The following is a 16,550-nucleotide window of genomic DNA, read 5'->3' as shown; positions in this document are numbered from 1 at the left end:
ACATTGTTTCATGAGACGGCGGTCAGTGTCTTCTGAATCGCTTCCCACAAACGTTGTCATGCCGGTTGTCAACCCGTTGCCGTGCCGGTTCGTGGCGACTCACGCGCGCAATCCTCTGCTGCTATGCGCATGAAACACAACAAGCCCCGACGATCCAACAATCGTCAGGGCTAAGCTGATGGATTCGGGGTGGAATTCAGGCTTCTTGGCCGATGATGTGGGCCACCGCCTCGAGGGCGAGACGATACCCGAAGAATCCCATGCCGGTGATGGTTCCAGTAGCCACCGGTGAAATAACACTGCGCTTGCGGAACTCGTCGCGTGCAGCGGGATTCGAGATATGCACCTCCATCAGAGGCACGCCGGCATCACCAACCATATGCGCCGCGTCGGCGAGGCCGTAGCTGTAATGCGTGAACGCCGCCGGGTTCATGACGACCGGAATGGCGCCATCCGCGGCCTCATGCATCCAGTGGATCATCTCCGCCTCGTCATCGGTCTGCCGAACTTCCACATCCAGACCAAGTTCGTGCCCCCACTGCGTGCAATCCTTGCGCAGCGTTTCAAGGTCCTGATGCCCATACACATCGGGCTGGCGGACGCCAAGACGCCCGAGATTGGGTCCATTGACCACAAGAACATGTCGTGCCATTGCTGTCCTTTCGCTTGTTACCGAATCCTTGGCAATCGCAGGAGGCGTTCAGTGCGCGGAGCGGATCCGCTCGAACGCCTCATGCACTGCCTCGATAGGCGGATCGTCCAGATGGATCGGGTGGCCGACACCTTCGAGCACCACGAAACGCAGGGTGTTGCCGCGCGCCTTCTTGTCGCGGTGCATGAGTGCGAGCACGCTGTCCCAATCGCCGCCCGACCATGAAATCGGCAGGCCGAGCGAACCGAGCAGTTGACGATGATAGTCAACGAGATCCTGATCGATATACCCGAGGATATTGGACAGTTCCGCCGCGAACACGCACCCGACAGCAACCGCATTGCCATGCCGCCACTTGAAATGCTCAATCTGTTCGATGGCGTGACCGAGCGTGTGCCCGTAGTTGAGGAATTCACGTAACCCGGCTTCGCGCAGGTCGTTGGACACGTGATAGGCTTTGACCTTCACCGTACGCTCAATCAGTTCTGCGACAACATCCTCGAGCGGAGAGCCGAGGAAGGTGGAGCCGTTGAATTCACGCAATTGCTGTGCATGGTTCTCCAGAATGCTGAGAATCTCAGGGTCGCGGATGAATCCGGATTTGGCGACTTCGCCCAGGCCTTCGATGAAGATATCGTTGGGCAGGGTCTCCAGGGCTCGCATATCTGCGAGCACTCCCGCAGGCGTGTAGAACGAACCGACGAGATTCTTGCCTTGCGGCGTGTTGATACCGGTTTTCCCGCCGGTTGAGGCATCCACCATCGCCAGCAGGGATGTCGGGCAGTTCACGTAGCGGATGCCGCGCATCCAAGTCGCCGCGACGAATCCGGCAAGATCGGTCGCCGCGCCGCCACCCAAGCCGACCACGGCGTCCGAACGGGTGAATCCCTCGTTACCGAGCCGCTGCCAGATGCCGTTGGCGACCTCGATGGTCTTGCCGGCCTCGGCGTCCGGAATCAGCACATCGCTGACCTCGTACCCGGCCTGGCGCAACAGCGCGCGCGCACGATCCGAATGCCGCTGTACGGGCGCCGTATGGATCAGGGCGATTTTCACCGGCCGGTCGCCCAGCACTTCAGCGAGATGATTCGATGTCCCGACTCCGATGCGCACATCGTACGGCGTGATTGACGCGCCTGTGACATGCACGTCATGTTCCATGACCATATCCATCACCTTCCTTGCCGCATGTTGCGGCGACGACCCACGGGTATGCACATGCACATTCGCGACGGCGTCGAATACTGGGTCGCGCTCCTCGTACAAGGCACGCCAACGGGCGTCGGCATCACCGGCGAGCATCGGCCTGTTGCCGCCCCGGCGCGCCCGCTCCATCGCTTCCTGCGGATCGGCTTGCAAATAGACAACCTTGCCGCCTTGCGAGATATACTTCTGCAGATTGCGTCGGACGGACTCGGTCATGGGCGCTCCCCCGCCGAGCGAGACGATACCATCGGCCGTGTGCAACAAATCGGCGATGACCTGCGATTCCAGCTCGCGGAACTTCGGCTCGCCGTATTCGCTGAAATACTCGGTGATACGCATGCCAGCACGCTGCTCGATCACCTCGTCCGAATCAGTGAACCGAACTCCCAGCATCTGCGCGACTTCGCCGCCCACACGTGTTTTTCCAGCTCCAGGCATGCCGATGAGCACCGCCATCGGCGGCTCAGCTATACGAGGCATGTTCCGTGATTTGCCTGACCGACGACGTTGACCATGATGGCGATTGCCGTGGCCGCCATGACGATGCTCAGTCATACCATCCTCACTCTGTAATCAGTGAAATTCCTACCGATGTATGCGAACTTGCCACTGGGCGACGCTCAGCGCAGATGCTCGGGCCAGGAGGCGAGATAGTTCTCGGCGTTTCTACGTGTTTCAGCGATATTGTCACCGCCGAATTTCTCAAGGACGAACTGCGCCAAGGTCAGCCGCACCATCGCTTCGGCGACGACCGATGCCGCCGGGACTGCGGTGTTGTCGGACCGCTGATTGATGGCCTGCGCCGGCTCGCCCGTCAGCACGTCGATGGTGCGCAAGGCCTTCGGAATCGACGGAATCGGCTTCATCGCAGCCCTCACGCGGATGGGCTCGCCGTTGGACATACCACCTTCGATACCGCCGGCACGATTGCTCAGACGACTGATACGGCCGTCATCATTCACCACAATCTCATCATGGGCGAGGGAGCCGGGACGGTCTGCTTCCTTGAATCCATCGCCGATTTCGACGCCCTTAATCGCCTGGATGCCCATCAGGGCACCGGCCAGCGCCGCATCGAGACGACGGTCTGATTCGACGTACGTACCCAGTCCTGCGGGAACGCCGTACGCGATGACCTCGATGACACCGCCAAGTGTATCGGCAGACGCTTTCGCCTCGTCTATGCGTTCCATCATGCGCTGTTCGGCGTCTTTATCCAGGGTTCTGACTGGTGACGCATCGAGGGCGTCGAGGTCATCCGGGACCGGCAACGGGGCATCCTCGTCAATGCCGACACCGCCGATGGAGATGACGTGTGCAACCGTACGAATGGACAGCGCCTGTTCGAGGAAATTCGCGGCAACTGCGCCCAAAGCCACGCGGGAGGCTGTTTCGCGGGCGCTGGACCTTTCCAGAATGGGGCGGGCGTCGGTGAAACCGTATTTGCGCATGCCGGTCAGGTCCGCGTGTCCGGGGCGGGGACGACTCAGCGGAGCATTGCGGCCAGTGTCAGGCAATTCGTGGTCAAGCGGGTCGGCGCTCATGACTTCGGTCCATTTGGGCCATTCGGTGTTGCCGATTTCGATGGAGATCGGCGAGCCCAAGGTGGAGCCGTGGCGGACACCGGTCAGCAGGCGCACCTGATCCTGCTCGAATTTCATTCGCGCGCCACGCCCATAGCCGAGACGACGCCGGGCAAGAGCCGCAGAGATATCCTTCGTGCAGACCCGCACGCCGGCAGGCAACCCTTCCATCATCGCGACGAGCGCTTCACCATGCGATTCCCCTGCGGTCTGCCAACGCAACATGTCGTCTCCTTTGCTCAAATGCCGGCTTGTCTGTCGTTTTCGGTATATCCGCCTGCTGCATGACAGGAATGCGTGATTCCGCTCGTGCCATGCAGCTGGCGCAGCTTCTCGAATGATAGCGTCAACCCGCCCCACGCGTGCATCCGCGTCTTCTATATGGACACGAAAGACGCCGCTGGGCGCGTACTGTCTGCTCAGTTCGCGTTGTCGTTCGAACTCTTGTATTCGTCACGCAGCTTCCAGAACTCATCCTCGGTGGTGGCGAATTTCGTCTCACCGGTGGTGAGATTCACGGTGACGAAGTACAGCCAATCCCCCTCGGGAGGATTCATGGCGGCTTTGATTGCTGATTCGCCCGGATTGCTGATCGGCGTAGGCGGCAAGCCAGTATTGACACGCGTGTTATACGGGTTCGATGCATCCTGAAGCATGGCGTCGGTGAGTTTGTCGGCGGTTGTTCCCAGACCGTAGGCGACGGTCGAGTCCATGCCGAGCGGCATGTTCTTGGCCTGCCGGTTGAGGATGACGCGCACCACTTTGCCGTAGTATTCGTCAGCATTGACTTCAGATTCGGCGATTGAAGCGATGATCAGCATCTTCTCGCGGTCCGCCCCTGTGGGCGCCCCCAGCGAATCAAGCTTTTCAACGCGCTTGTCAACCATCTCTTTAATGATGTCGCTAGCTGAATTGCGGTTTTTCACGTTATAGGTGCCCGGCTCGAACCAGCCTTCGAATTTGCCGCCGGCTTCCGCGGGGAGAATCCCGGCGCCGCCGCCATTGATGACCGCATTGAAGTCGTCGGCGCTGATGCCCGACAGTTGAGCGGCGTCGGCGATGACCTGCGAAACCCGTTCTCCTGCCTTGACTTGCAGGAATCCAGTGGCCTTGGACTGGTCGGAAAGAATCGCGATGACATCGGCGCAGGCCATGTGTTTCTTCAGTTCGTACGTGCCGGGATACAACGTGCTGTTGTTGGCGGCCACGGCGCTGGTGAATGCGGCCTGGGATTTGACGACATCGGCCTTGACCAGATTATTCCCGATTTCTGCCGGCCCTTCGCCGCTCTCCACCGTGAATTCCACTTTGCCGGTACCTGGCCCCGGATAATCGGCGGTCAACGCCTGGGATGCGCGTTCACGGGCATCATGCCAAGACTTGAGTTTGGAATAGCCGAATACCAGCAATCCGACAACCATGGCCGCAACGACCACAATCGCCACGATGCGAATGATCTGCTGGTTGCGACGCTTCTCGTGTGATTTGCGCAATTGGCGTCGCGACAAAGGCATCTCGTTCTCGGCATCGCTGTGCTCGGCGGCACCTTCAGGATGCGTATGGTCTCCAGCGTCATCGGTATCGGTCCATTGCGTACGCTCCTCGAAGAACTCGCGGAAATCATCTGGCATGGTCTCATCTCTTCCTTTCGCCGGCCTACGCAGCCTCGTTGCTGGGTATGGCATCGGCATGACGGGCGTCCAACGCTGATTGAAGAATCAGCACCGCCGATTGCTGATCGACCATCGGACGGTGGTCACGTGTTGAAATCTGGGTATCGCTCAGCTGGCGGTGGGCTGTGACGGTGGTCAACCGTTCGTCTTGCAGCTCTACAATCGGCACATCGTTGAGCTGGATTTGCCCGGTGTTACGGTATTCCAACAGCCGCGACATGAGTTCGCGCGTCCAGCCTTGCGCTTTGCGCGCGCTTTCTCCCTGTTTGCCACTGAGCAGCAGGGGGACGCCCACGATGACGCGTCCCACCTGCTCTCGTTCGATGATGTCGATGACATCCTCGATGGCGTCCATGGCATTGCCGTGGACTTTGATATTGCCTATCGGGTGTGCGAAGGTGAGCTCGGGGTCGGACAATGCGAGTCCGACCCTGGCTTCACCGAGATCGACACCAAGCCACACCATCGTGTGGTCAGCCTCTCATCGCCTCGTCGGCGAGAGAACTCAACGCAGCATCGATCTTGCTCGCGTCGGCGCCGCCGCCTTGGGCAAAATCGGGCTTGCCGCCACCGCCGCCACCAAGCATCTTGGACGCACCGCGCACGAGGTCACCCGCCTTGATGCCGAGTTTGCGTGCGGATTCATTGGTTGCCACGGCGACCATCGGCTTGTCGTCGCCGCTGATGCCGGCAAGGGCCACCACAACCGGCTTGTCGTCACCAAGCCGGCCACGAATATCGAGGACGGTCTTGCGCAGCGCGTCGAAGGAACCGAAATGACCCACATTCTTCGAGGCTACCGTAACAGGCGCGTTCGAAGCCTGGGCGTTCTTCACAAGCTCAGGGACGGCAGCTGCAAGCTGGGCCTCGTACATAGAGGACAGGCGACGATCGGATTCCTTGAGCTTGGCGAGCAGCGTATTGACACGATCTGCGAGCTCGTCCGGACGTGCGTTGAGCTTGTCGGACAGCTGCGAGACCAACGCATGCTCACGAGCGTTGAATTCGTAAGCGCCTTGGCCGACAACCGCATCGACACGGCGGACGCCGGAACCGATGGAAGCTTCGGACATGATGCTGATCTGGCCGATCTTGCCGACATGGTCGACGTGGGTACCACCACACAGCTCACGGCTCCAGCCGTCCTCGCCGATGGACACGACACGCACGATATCGCCGTACTTCTCACCGAACAGATGCATCGCGCCGAGCGCAATAGCGTCGTCGAACTTCATTTCCTTGGTTGTGACGACAAGGTTGTCGCGCAGACGGTCGTTGACTCGCGCCTCCACAGCGTCCATGACGGTCTTGCTCGGGGCCTTGGACCACTGGAAATCGAAGCGCAGACGGTTCGGGGCATCTTCGGAGCCACGCTGGGTAGCCTGCGGGCCGAGCTCTTCGCGCAGAGCCTTATGCACCATGTGGGTCGCGGTGTGAGCGCGAGCGATGGCGCCACGACGCTGCAGGTCGATATTCGCGTTGACCGCGGCACCGACCACGAGCGTGCCCTCGGTCAGACGGCACTGATGGACGATCAGATCCTTGATGGGCTTCTGCACGTCGTCGACTTCAAGCACCGCGCCATCATCGGAGATAATCTCACCCTGGTCGGCGAGCTGACCGCCAGCCTGGGCGTAGAAGGGGGTGCGGTCGAGGATGACCTCGACGTTCGCCGGGCCTGTCACCGCAGGCACCGAACCCTTGCCTTCCTGCATGATGCCGAGCACGGTGGAACGGCTCGAAAAATCGGTGTATCCGAGGAAGTCGATCGGCTTGGCGAGCGTCTTCTTGAAATCGTCGTAGACACTCAGATCAACGTTGTGGCGCTTCTTGAGCGCGTCGGCGCGTGCACGGGACTTCTGTTCGTGCATGAGCTCGCGGAACTTCGCCTCGTCGACCTTAACGCCCTGCTCCTGGGCCATCTCAAGGGTGAGCTCAATCGGGAAACCGTAGGTATCGTGGAGCTTGAAGGCGTCCTCACCGGAGACTTCGCCGTGATTACGCTTGGCCTGATCGACCGCGACGTCAAGAATCGTGGTGCCGCTTTCCAGCGTCCTCAGGAAGGCGTCTTCCTCACCGTATGCGGATTCCGAAACCTCATGGAAGGTGTCCTTGAGTTCCGGATAATTCGGTTCCATTGCCGCTTCGGAGACCGGGAAGAGTGTGGGCAGCACGTGGTCGCGCACACCGAGCATACGCATGGAGCGCACGGTTCGGCGCAGCAGACGACGCAGCACGTAGCCACGACCGACGTTGCTCGGACGCACGCCGTCGGACATGATCATGAGGGCGGAACGCACATGATCGGCCACGACGCGGAAGCGCACATCCGCGTCGGCGTCCTCACCGTAGGTACGACCGGAGAGCTTCTCCGCGGCCTCGATGACCGGGAAGACCTCATCGGTCTCGTAGATGTTTTGCTTACCCTGCATGAGGTACGCGAGACGTTCCAGACCGGCGCCGGTATCGATGTTCTTGTGCTCCAGCTCGCCGACGATATGCAGGTCGGTCTTGGACTTGACGTTGTCGACTTCGTAGTTTTCGAAGACGAGATCCCAGATTTCGATGAACCTGTTCTCGTCAGCCGCGGGGCCGCCGTCACGGCCGTATTCCGGGCCGCGATCCACGTAAATCTCGGAGCAGGGGCCGCCGGGGCCGGGGCCGCCGGTGGTCCAGAAGTTGTCTTCCATGCCGAACACCTGCATATGTTCGGGGTCGAAGCCTTCGTTCTTCCAGATCGAGCGCGCTTCCTCATCGTCAGTGAAGGTGGTCACCCAAAGCTTTTCGGGGTCGAAACCGTAGCCGCCTTGGTCCTGCGGGGTAGTCAGCAGCTCCCACGCGTAATGGATGGCCTCCTCCTTGAAGTAATCACCGAAGGAGAAGTTGCCCAACATCTGGAAGAAGGTGCCGTGGCGGGTGGTTTTTCCGACCTCGTCGATATCGAGCGTACGCACGCACTTCTGGTTCGAGGTCACGCGCGTGGCGGGCGGCGTCTGCTCACCGAGCAGGTACGGGATGAACGGCACCATGCCTGCAATGGTGAACAGGGTTGTCGGGTTCGGCGAGATGAGCGAAGCCGACGGCATGACCAAATGGCCATGCTTCTGGAAATACGTGAGGTAACGCTTTGCGATGTCTGCTGTGCGCATAAGCGGGATGACTCCTTGTGTTGTGTGCGGCTCGCGGTTGCGGCGTGGGCCTGCGTTATTGATGCCAGACTGGTGCGGCACCTGTTACTTTGAAATACCTGAATACTGTGTGTTTAACTCCGCTTCGCGCGCTTTGCGGGTCGTGTTGAAATCCTCGATGAGACCGGCGAGCGTGCGTTGCAGGACATTGTCCTGATCGGGGCCGAGCAGGAACTGCCTTGCGTTATCAGGGGTGTTGGCCTTGACATAAGCCTGGGCTTTGGCGACGGCCACCACACCTATGACCACGCCTACTGCCACCCAGAACGTTCTTTTCATGATGCTCCTTGTCTGCCTGCCCGGTTACTTCGTTTGGGCCTTCGCCCGCGTCTTGGCGTCAGCCGGCTTGGTGGGCACGACCTGCTTGCGTGCGGTTTTCTTAGAGAAGAATTGCTGAGCCGTCGACTTGAGCGCATACACCGTAGATGTAGCTTTGATGACCGGCTTGCCGAGGAATGAACCGTACAAATCAGTCAGTGCGGTGATGTTGTTTACCGTGGTGGATGCGGAATCGGAGATGCGATTGACATCAGCCAGGGACTTGTTGACCTGCTTGACTGTGGTGACCCCCTCGTCAATGGCGGGGATGGCGTGGTCACCCGACTCCTTGACGGTGATGGCGATCTGGTCGAACAGCTTGCCCAGCCGAATCAACGGGTAGATAAGGAAGCCGACAAGAATCGCGAATGCGATTGCCGCAATCAGCCCGGCGATGTCTCCAACACCCATGCGAACCTCTTTCTGCTCACGCGCGTACAGCGCTACGATACCGGGTTAAGCCTAGTAGGCGGGCGAGACGCGCGCCTTGTTGACGAATGTATCGCCCCTGGGCGCGCAGGTCAATTGTTGTAGGAAATTACGCTCAGCGCCGTATCGAATGGGGCTTCGGTGTCAAAGTCAAGCTGTGTCACACTGCCGTTGCCCGGTCGTTCGGACAGGTCATAGCCGTCCGGGGCGAAACGATGCATGAGGCTGAGCAGGGTGTTGCCGTGAGAGATCTGCAACACGCGGTCACCGTCATGGAGCATGTGATTGGACGCGATGAGCCGGTACCCGCCTTCGATCCGGTTCCAGTATTCCTCGTCTGATTCCGCATCATGGAAGGGATCGGCTTGTTTGAGGAAATCACGGGTCGCGGAGAGCCCATACTGCGAGACGATCTTCTGATAGGTTCCGGCGCCATGAGGAGCCCCCGCCGCCCACCAGGAGGCGGACATATCCTGTCCTTCGAAATACCCGTAGTATTGTTCGCGGAAATGCAAGTCGGCGATCAGTGTCGGGCGCTTATGACCGTGGCTTTCGTTCACGTCGAGGATCATGCGCGCCGTCTGTTCCGCGCGCGTGGTGTCAGAACAGTAAGCGGCGGCGAACTGGATTCCTTCGAGCTTGCGGGCGGCGCGTTCAGCGTCGGCGAGCCCCTGTTCGGTCAGCGGGGAATTTGACCAGCCTTGCAGCCGGTTGTAGCGGTTGAAATAGGTCTGGCCATGGCGGACCAGATACAGATGCAACTTCATGACACCCATGCTATAGCCGCGTGTCCGTAGGTGCGCATGTCGCACCGGCGTGTCGTTTTTGGATACGTCTGTAGCGGTTTGTACAAATGTCTAACGCATCGAACGCGAGGAAGGGAACCATGGCAAGTCAAGCCGGTATCAGCGAACACCAGTCGCACGAAGACATGTCTGTGCATGCCGGCGGTCGATACCGTGGTATCGATGGGTTGCGCGCCCTTGCGATTGTGTCAGTCGTGCTGTTTCATACGCGTCCGTCCATGCTCTCCGGCGGTTTCCTCGGCGTGACGGTCTTCTTTGTCATCACCGGTTTCTTGAGTACCCGTAGCATTGAGCGCGCGATCGGACGCGGTGGCTTCCGGTACGGTTCATACGTGCTCAAACGGTTCAAACGGCTGTGGCCGATGGTCTTGGCATCCATCGCGCTGACCATTCCGCTCGTGTACCTGTTCTCCCCTTCGCTGCTTCTCAAGGCGCGGGCGGACGCGTTGCCTGCGGCGGCATTCGTGATCAACTGGGTGTATATCTTCCGCAAACTGCCGTATTTCGCCACGGCTGGCCTGCCTTCTCCCCTGACCCCGCTGTGGTTTGTGGCGATTGTCATGCAGTTCGCTGTGCTGTGGCCTGCGATCCTGCTGCTGCTGCACCGCATCTGCCGTACCCGCTGGATGATGCACGCGGCGGTGCTGTTCCTGATTCTTGGTTCATCCGTCGCCATGGGGGCGCTTTCCTTCAACGGGAACGATACCGCGCACCTGTATTACGGTCTTGATACGCGCGCGGCCGAGCTGCTGGTCGGCGCCGAGCTCGCACTGTTGCTCGCGGACCGTGCCGCGGCGCCTGTGTCAAAAGATACCAAGCCATGGCTTCGTGCGGCCGCCGACGACCCCGCGAACGACGGAACCGGACGGCGGGTTCCGGCACGGGCGTGGGTGAACCGGTTGGTCAAGAGTATGACTGCTCGCACCAGTGTAGGCGGCGTGACCATTGGCATGTCCGACATATTTGCGTTGATCGCGCTGCTCGCCCTGGCAGCCGGCGTCGCAGTTGTCGATGGCGAGGCCATATGGATGTACCGCGGCGGCTATCTGGTGGCGGCCATCTTGGCGGCGTTGCTGGTCGCTGCCTGCACAGTACGCGGGTCTATCACTGCGGCGATTCTGGGGTGCCAGCCGTTGGTCGTCGCGGGGGCTCGGGCGTTTGCGGTGTACATCATCCATTTCCCGCTGCTGGAGATCATGAATCCGGCGACACGCACGACCACGATGCCGTGGTGGGGCTGGCTGTTGCAGTTCGCGGTGATTGCGGGCGCGGCGGAACTCATCCACCGATTCATCGAAGTCCCGGTGCAGCGGGGCATCACGGCCGGAACCACTTCCGAGGCGACGGAAAAAGGCGCGAAGTCAGTTGCCGGCGGCAACGATGGTCGCGCGAGTCAGCCCAACGATAACAACGCGGAGTCGAAGGCCATGACAGGCCTGCGGCCGGTGGTGACAGGCGCCGAGCGTACCGTGCGCACATATCTAGCGGATGTGCAGCCGGCGGCGAAGGTGATGGCTGCGGCTGGTTTGGTCGCTGTCATCATCGTCGGGTGCCTGCCGTTCGACTGGGACGGCATCGTTGAACAGCGTTCAATCGAGCTACGGCCGGAAATCGCAGGCGAAGCCAGCCTCGCAGGGAAAAAGGCCCTCGCTGGTGTCCCCGGTTCGTCACCGTCCGCGGGAGCGTCCAAGGCACCAGATTCCGCTGGACACGCCGCTTCCCCATCGTCTAAGTCCTCGGCTTCAGGCTCGTCCAAGAACACCCAGCAAACTCCTTCGAAGGCCCCCGCCACGCCGAAGATGAACGCGCATGCCGAAAAAGTGCCGACAGGCGTCCCGCTGTCGTCGTGGACTTTCGATGCGGCGACCGGTGTGTGTAGCGCCGACCCATTGATCATCGGGGATTCCGTGGCTTTGGGAGCCGCGGATATCATCCAGCAAATCATGCCCAAAGCCGTCATTGATGCGCAGGTCAGCCGGCAGATCACCACAGCGCCGGGAATCTACGCCCAACATGCCGGGGCAGGGCAAGGCGGCAGCGTGGTCGTAGTCGCGCTCGGCGACAACGGCCCGATTCGCGACGAGGCCGAATTGCAAAGCATCGTCGATGCGATGGATGGCAAGCCGGTGTACTTCCTCACCTTGCGCGTTCCGGTCTCGTGGCAAGACCAGAACAACGCGATTCTGCGTTCCTTCGCGGCGAGCCACCGCAATGTCGGCATCATCGACTGGTACGGCACCAGCGAAGGGCACAGCGAATACCTGTACGACGACGGCACGCATCTGACGCCGCAAGGCCGCCCGGTGTACGCCACCATGCTCCGCCAGGCATTCTGCGGCCAGTGACGCCCGGATTCCTTCTGATATCTGATCGTGTGCTGTAGACTGACGGCATGAAACGCTTTCTCATCAATTGGCTGATCTTGACTATCGCGGCCGGTGTCATGGTGGCGGTGCTGCCCGGCATGCAGGCGAAAGGTGAACCTCCGATCCTGGGCATCGCCGCGTTCTCTCTGTTCATGGCGTTGATCAATGCGTCGATCAAACCGGTCGTGCACCTTCTGGCACTCCCCTTCTCGCTGCTGAGTTTCGGATTCGTTGCGCTGGTGATCAACTGGCTGTTCATGGAGCTCGCCTCGTGGCTCGCCTTCTCGTTCTTCGACGTGGGCGTGGTCATCGACGGGTTCTGGTGGTCGGTACTCGGCTCGCTCATCATGTCCATCGTGTCGTCGATTGTTTCAGGCGTGTTCGGCAAGTAAGCTGCCCCCCCCCCGCAGGTGTCCGCGGATCTTCATTGACCCGCGGACCGTACAGGCTCCGGTTGCCGTTGAAGAATATCGAAGTTTGGTGAATCCTGCGGCGACAGATCCCATGCAATGTCTGTTCCATGCAGCGTCTGTTCAGAGAAGAGTTGCAGATAGCAGAAGACCCCGCCAAAAGCGGGGCCTTGTGCTGTATGTCCTTGAAAAATGGAATGGATCCAGGTCAGCGAGCGTAGAACTCGACGACGTACTGGATGTTCACCTGCACCGGGATCTCTTCCGGAACGGGCTTGCGGGTCAGGGTCGCCTTCAGGGAAGCGAGGTTGACATCGAGATACGGCGGAACAGCCGGAAGCACGTCACGGTGGACACCTTCGGCAGCAGCCTGGAACGGCACCATGGTCTGGCTCTTCGGCTTGACCTGGATGGTCTGGCCGGGCTTGACGCGGTAGGACGGACGATCGACGATGTTGCCGTCAACCATGATGTGACGGTGCACCACGAACTGACGGGCCTGGGCGGTCGTGCGGGCGAAGCCGGCACGCAGCACGAGGGCGTCGAGACGGGTCTCAAGATCGGTGAGCATAGCAGCACCGGTCTGGCCAGCGGTACGGGTGCCCTTGACGTAAGCGGCGCGAAGCTGCTTCTCGGAGATGCCGTACTGGGCGCGCAGACGCTGCTTCTCACGCAGACGCACCGCGTAATCGGATTCGGTGCGACGACGGGTGCGGCCGTGCTCGCCAGGAGCGTACGGACGCTTTTCGAACAGGCGCTGGGCCTTCGGGGTCAGTGCAATGCCGAGGGCGCGCGAAAGACGCACCTGACGGCGGGAACGCTGAGCGTTAGTCATATTGTTCCTTTTCTGTCGTTATCTGAACGGAACGCGAAGGACATTCCCTCGCGCTGAGCCAGCCTCTCCAGTGCTTCATCGTGCCATGCACGAACGGAGGACCGCTTTGTACGGACCGCCGCCGACCCACTGACGGGCTAAGACTCCAGATAGTGCGTGCGGTTGCACACACGAGTCACTAACATACACCACACCTGCGACCTCACTCCCGGCTCCCTAGCGACGGCGTGCCGGGAGCGTCATGCAAGGCTGCGATAGGTGACAGCAACGCATGCGCTCAGAGCTTCTCAATCGGTGCCGCGCGAAGCATGAGCCGCTTGACGCCGTCGGATCCGAAGTCCACGGTGATCACGGAGTTGCGGCCCTTGTCCTGAGTTTCCAGCACAGTACCGAGGCCATACTTGTCGTGTGTGATTTTGTCGCCGACCTTGAAATCGGAGATGTTCAAGCCGTTGTCCTTGCCCACCTGCGATGTGCCGGATGCCGCGCTCTTCTTGTGTGAAACGGCTGAGGTGTGCCGAGTGGTCACTTTCCCGGAACGCCCCGAACCTGATGACGAACCATAGCCGTACGAGCCGTGGGAACCATACGAGGAGCCCGAACGCGACCCGTAGCCGCGCGACGAGGACGAGCCGGACCGCGATCCGTAGGATGAACCGCCATACGAAGACCCGCCGTAGGAGGAGCCGTATGTCGAGTCGCCGGAACGCCGGGACGATGAGGAGCGTCCCGAACCATACGAACCATACGAGCTGCGTGAGCCATATGATCCGAAGGTCGAGCCGCCGAAGCTGGTCGAGCCGAAATCGTCGTCATCGCCCCAGCCGCCGAATTCATCGTCATCGAGACCACCGGACTTCCAGCCGCCGCCCATGCGTTCGGTACTTGCCTCACGCCGCTTCCAGTCGATAAGTTCATCAGGAATCTCATCAAGGAACTGGCTGGGCATCATGTCGTCGGCACGCCCCCACTGTGAGCGGACCGCGGCGCGCGTCAGGTACAGGCGCTGCTTGGCGCGGGTGATGCCCACGTAGGCGAGCCGGCGTTCCTCCGCCAGTTCGCTGGTGTCTTCGAGCGAGCGGGAATGCGGGAACGTGCCCTGTTCCATGCCGGTGAGGAACACGACCGGGTACTCGAGGCCTTTGGCGGTGTGCAGGGTCATAAGCGTGACCTTGCCACTGTCCTCGTTCTCGCCGGGCAGCTGGTCGGAATCCGCAACGAGCGCGGTCGTCTCGAGGAAGCTTTCGAGGGTCGCGTCAGGCGTATTCTGCTCAAATTCGGCTGCAACCGATTGCAACTGCGAGAGGTTCTCCACACGGGAGGCGTCCTGCGGGTCTTCGGAGCGTTGCAGTTCCTCGAGCAGACCGGACTTGTCAAGCACTTCAGCGACGATGTCCGACGGCTGGTTCGCATGGTCGCGCGCGAAGGCGGCAAGATGCTGCATGGTGTCGCGAAATGCGCCGAGCAATTTCGCGGTGCGCGTGGGCAGCCCCTCGATCTGTTCCATATTGGCTATTCCTTGCCAGAACGGTACGGCATGCGCATCGGCATACGAGGCGACAAGCGCTTCGGCACGCGCCCCGAGACCACGCTTGGGCACGTTGAGGATGCGCCGCATATTCACGCTGTCAGCCGGGTTGACAATCGCCTGAAGATAGGCGATGGCGTCTTTGATTTCCTGGCGCTCATAGAACTTGGTGCCGCCGATGAGCTGGTACGGGATACCCGCATTGATCAAGGCCTCTTCAAGGGAGCGCGACTGGGCGTTCGCCCGGTACATGACGGAGACATCGGAGTACTTGTAGCCGTCTTCGGCGACGAGACGGGCGATTTCGGTGGCGATCCACAAGGCTTCCTGCTGCGCGTTGTCCGCCGCGTAGCCTGTAATTGGCGCACCCTTGCCTGCGGCGGTCCACAGCTTCTTGGGCTTGCGCCCTTCGTTGTGGGAGATGACTGCGTTGGCCGCGTCGAGAATCGTCTGCGTCGAACGGTAGTTCTGCTCGAGCATGATGGTCTTCGCGTCCAGGAAATCCTTCTCGAAATCCTGGATATTGCTGATATCCGCGCCACGGAACGCGTAAATCGACTGGTCGGAATCGCCGACGACCGTCACCCACGCCGGGCCTACTCTGCCAGCGCCAATCGTCGAGGGGTCAGGCAGCTCATTGGCGTCGATGCCCGCAAGCTCGCGGATCAGCACGTATTGCGCGTGGTTGGTGTCCTGGTACTCGTCGACGAGAATATAGCGGAACTTATGCCGGTAGTAATCGGCGACATCAGGCTGGGTTCGCAGCAGTTCGACGGTACGCATGATCAGGTCGTCGAAATCGACGGCATTCGCCGCGGCGAGACGATGCTGGTATTCCGCGTAGACCACGGCATACAGCTGTTCCTCATTGCCGTACCGGCCCAGCTGGTAGCCGCGCTGGCCGGGACGGTAATCCGGGGCGAACTGCTTGAGCTGACCCTGCCACGTTTGCAGATTGTTCTTGTAATCCGAAATCCTGGCGAGCATCGCGCGCGGGGTGTAGCGCTTGATATCGATGTTCAAGTCGGTGGCGATGAGCTTGACCAGCCGCTGGCAGTCCTGGGTGTCGTAGATGGAGAAACCGGAGTTCAAGCCGATGGCCTGCCCGTCACGGCGAAGGATACGCACGCATGCCGAATGGAAGGTGGACACCCACATACGCTGGGCGACCGGCCCGATAAGCGTGGTCAGCCGCTCGCGCATTTCGGCGGCAGCCTTGTTGGTGAAGGTGATGGCGAGGATCTGGCTCGGCCAGGCGTTGAACTGGGTGAGAATCCACGCGATGCGACGGGTGAGCACACGCGTCTTGCCGGAACCGGCGCCCGCGCCAATCAGCAGTGCCGGCCCCTGATACTGGACTGCCTGCGCCTGCTGCGGATTGAGCCCGCCAAGCAGCTCCTGCGCGCTACGAGCGAGAACTGGGGAATCATTGTCAAACACTGTCACCCTCCGAATCATGCCATCGCCGACTGTACGGCGCCCATAATTTCTACCACAGCCACAGGTCAGCACGACGCGCGCCTACTGCCGGGCGGATGTGCGGCGCTCGCGGTATG

At 60.7% G+C, this 16,550-nt stretch carries 13 protein-coding genes; 2 read left to right on the top strand and 11 right to left on the bottom strand.

Annotation, left to right across the window (positions count from 1 at the left end; all coding sequences use genetic code 11):
* Window positions 1–196: 196 nt before the first annotated feature.
* The 9 genes from ACZ41G_RS04075 to ACZ41G_RS04035 all read right to left on the bottom strand — a co-directional run bounded on the left by ACZ41G_RS04075 (window position 197) and on the right by ACZ41G_RS04035 (window position 9,816).
* Window positions 197–652, bottom strand: a complete 456-nt coding sequence (locus tag ACZ41G_RS04075; protein WP_015450492.1) for a type II 3-dehydroquinate dehydratase — start codon at window positions 650–652, stop codon at window positions 197–199.
* Between the two features lie 48 nt (window positions 653–700).
* Window positions 701–2,338: a bifunctional shikimate kinase/3-dehydroquinate synthase gene (locus ACZ41G_RS04070; RefSeq protein WP_464144614.1), complete on the bottom strand. Its 1,638-nt coding sequence runs from the start codon at window positions 2,336–2,338 to the stop codon at window positions 701–703.
* A 140-nt stretch (window positions 2,339–2,478) separates the two neighbouring features.
* On the bottom strand, window positions 2,479–3,666 hold the full coding sequence (gene aroC / locus ACZ41G_RS04065; RefSeq protein WP_015450490.1) for a chorismate synthase: 1,188 nt from the start codon (window positions 3,664–3,666) through the stop codon (window positions 2,479–2,481).
* Window positions 3,667–3,860: 194 nt separating this feature from the next.
* Window positions 3,861–5,072, bottom strand: a complete 1,212-nt coding sequence (gene mltG / locus ACZ41G_RS04060; protein WP_464144612.1) for an endolytic transglycosylase MltG — start codon at window positions 5,070–5,072, stop codon at window positions 3,861–3,863.
* Between the two features lie 25 nt (window positions 5,073–5,097).
* The gene (ruvX, locus tag ACZ41G_RS04055) at window positions 5,098–5,580 is read right to left on the bottom strand and encodes a Holliday junction resolvase RuvX (protein WP_033505498.1); all 483 of its coding nucleotides are present in this window, start codon (window positions 5,578–5,580) and stop codon (window positions 5,098–5,100) included.
* 7 nt (window positions 5,581–5,587) lie between these two features.
* Window positions 5,588–8,263 (bottom strand): alanine--tRNA ligase, encoded by a 2,676-nt coding sequence (gene alaS / locus ACZ41G_RS04050; RefSeq protein WP_321046260.1) that lies wholly within the window; start codon window positions 8,261–8,263, stop codon window positions 5,588–5,590.
* An 84-nt stretch (window positions 8,264–8,347) separates the two neighbouring features.
* Complete coding sequence (locus ACZ41G_RS04045; protein ID WP_464146215.1) at window positions 8,348–8,584, bottom strand: hypothetical protein; 237 nt, start codon at window positions 8,582–8,584, stop codon at window positions 8,348–8,350.
* A 21-nt stretch (window positions 8,585–8,605) separates the two neighbouring features.
* On the bottom strand, window positions 8,606–9,031 hold the full coding sequence (locus ACZ41G_RS04040; protein ID WP_464144609.1) for a DUF948 domain-containing protein: 426 nt from the start codon (window positions 9,029–9,031) through the stop codon (window positions 8,606–8,608).
* A 110-nt stretch (window positions 9,032–9,141) separates the two neighbouring features.
* Window positions 9,142–9,816 carry a histidine phosphatase family protein gene (locus ACZ41G_RS04035; protein WP_321046259.1) on the bottom strand — a complete coding sequence of 225 codons (675 nt, stop codon included), beginning with the start codon at window positions 9,814–9,816 and terminating at the stop codon, window positions 9,142–9,144.
* Between the two features lie 119 nt (window positions 9,817–9,935).
* On the opposite strand from ACZ41G_RS04035, the gene ACZ41G_RS04030 reads away from it, so the two are divergent.
* On the top strand, window positions 9,936–12,200 hold the full coding sequence (locus ACZ41G_RS04030; protein ID WP_464144607.1) for an acyltransferase family protein: 2,265 nt from the start codon (window positions 9,936–9,938) through the stop codon (window positions 12,198–12,200).
* A gap of 47 nt (window positions 12,201–12,247) precedes the next feature.
* Window positions 12,248–12,613, top strand: coding sequence for a phage holin family protein (locus ACZ41G_RS04025; RefSeq protein ID WP_168984156.1), 366 nt, complete (start codon window positions 12,248–12,250; stop codon window positions 12,611–12,613).
* A 226-nt stretch (window positions 12,614–12,839) separates the two neighbouring features.
* Here the strand turns inward: ACZ41G_RS04025 and rpsD are convergent, their stop codons facing one another.
* Complete coding sequence (rpsD, locus tag ACZ41G_RS04020) at window positions 12,840–13,466, bottom strand: 30S ribosomal protein S4 (RefSeq protein ID WP_015450480.1); 627 nt, start codon at window positions 13,464–13,466, stop codon at window positions 12,840–12,842.
* Between the two features lie 277 nt (window positions 13,467–13,743).
* The gene (locus ACZ41G_RS04015) at window positions 13,744–16,452 is read right to left on the bottom strand and encodes a UvrD-helicase domain-containing protein (protein WP_464146138.1); all 2,709 of its coding nucleotides are present in this window, start codon (window positions 16,450–16,452) and stop codon (window positions 13,744–13,746) included.
* Between the last annotated feature and the right edge of the window lie 98 nt (window positions 16,453–16,550).

The organism is Bifidobacterium porcinum (genome assembly GCF_055378475.1).
The sequence above is the reverse complement of the archived record's forward strand: the minus strand, read 5'-3'. Positions and strand labels throughout refer to the sequence as shown.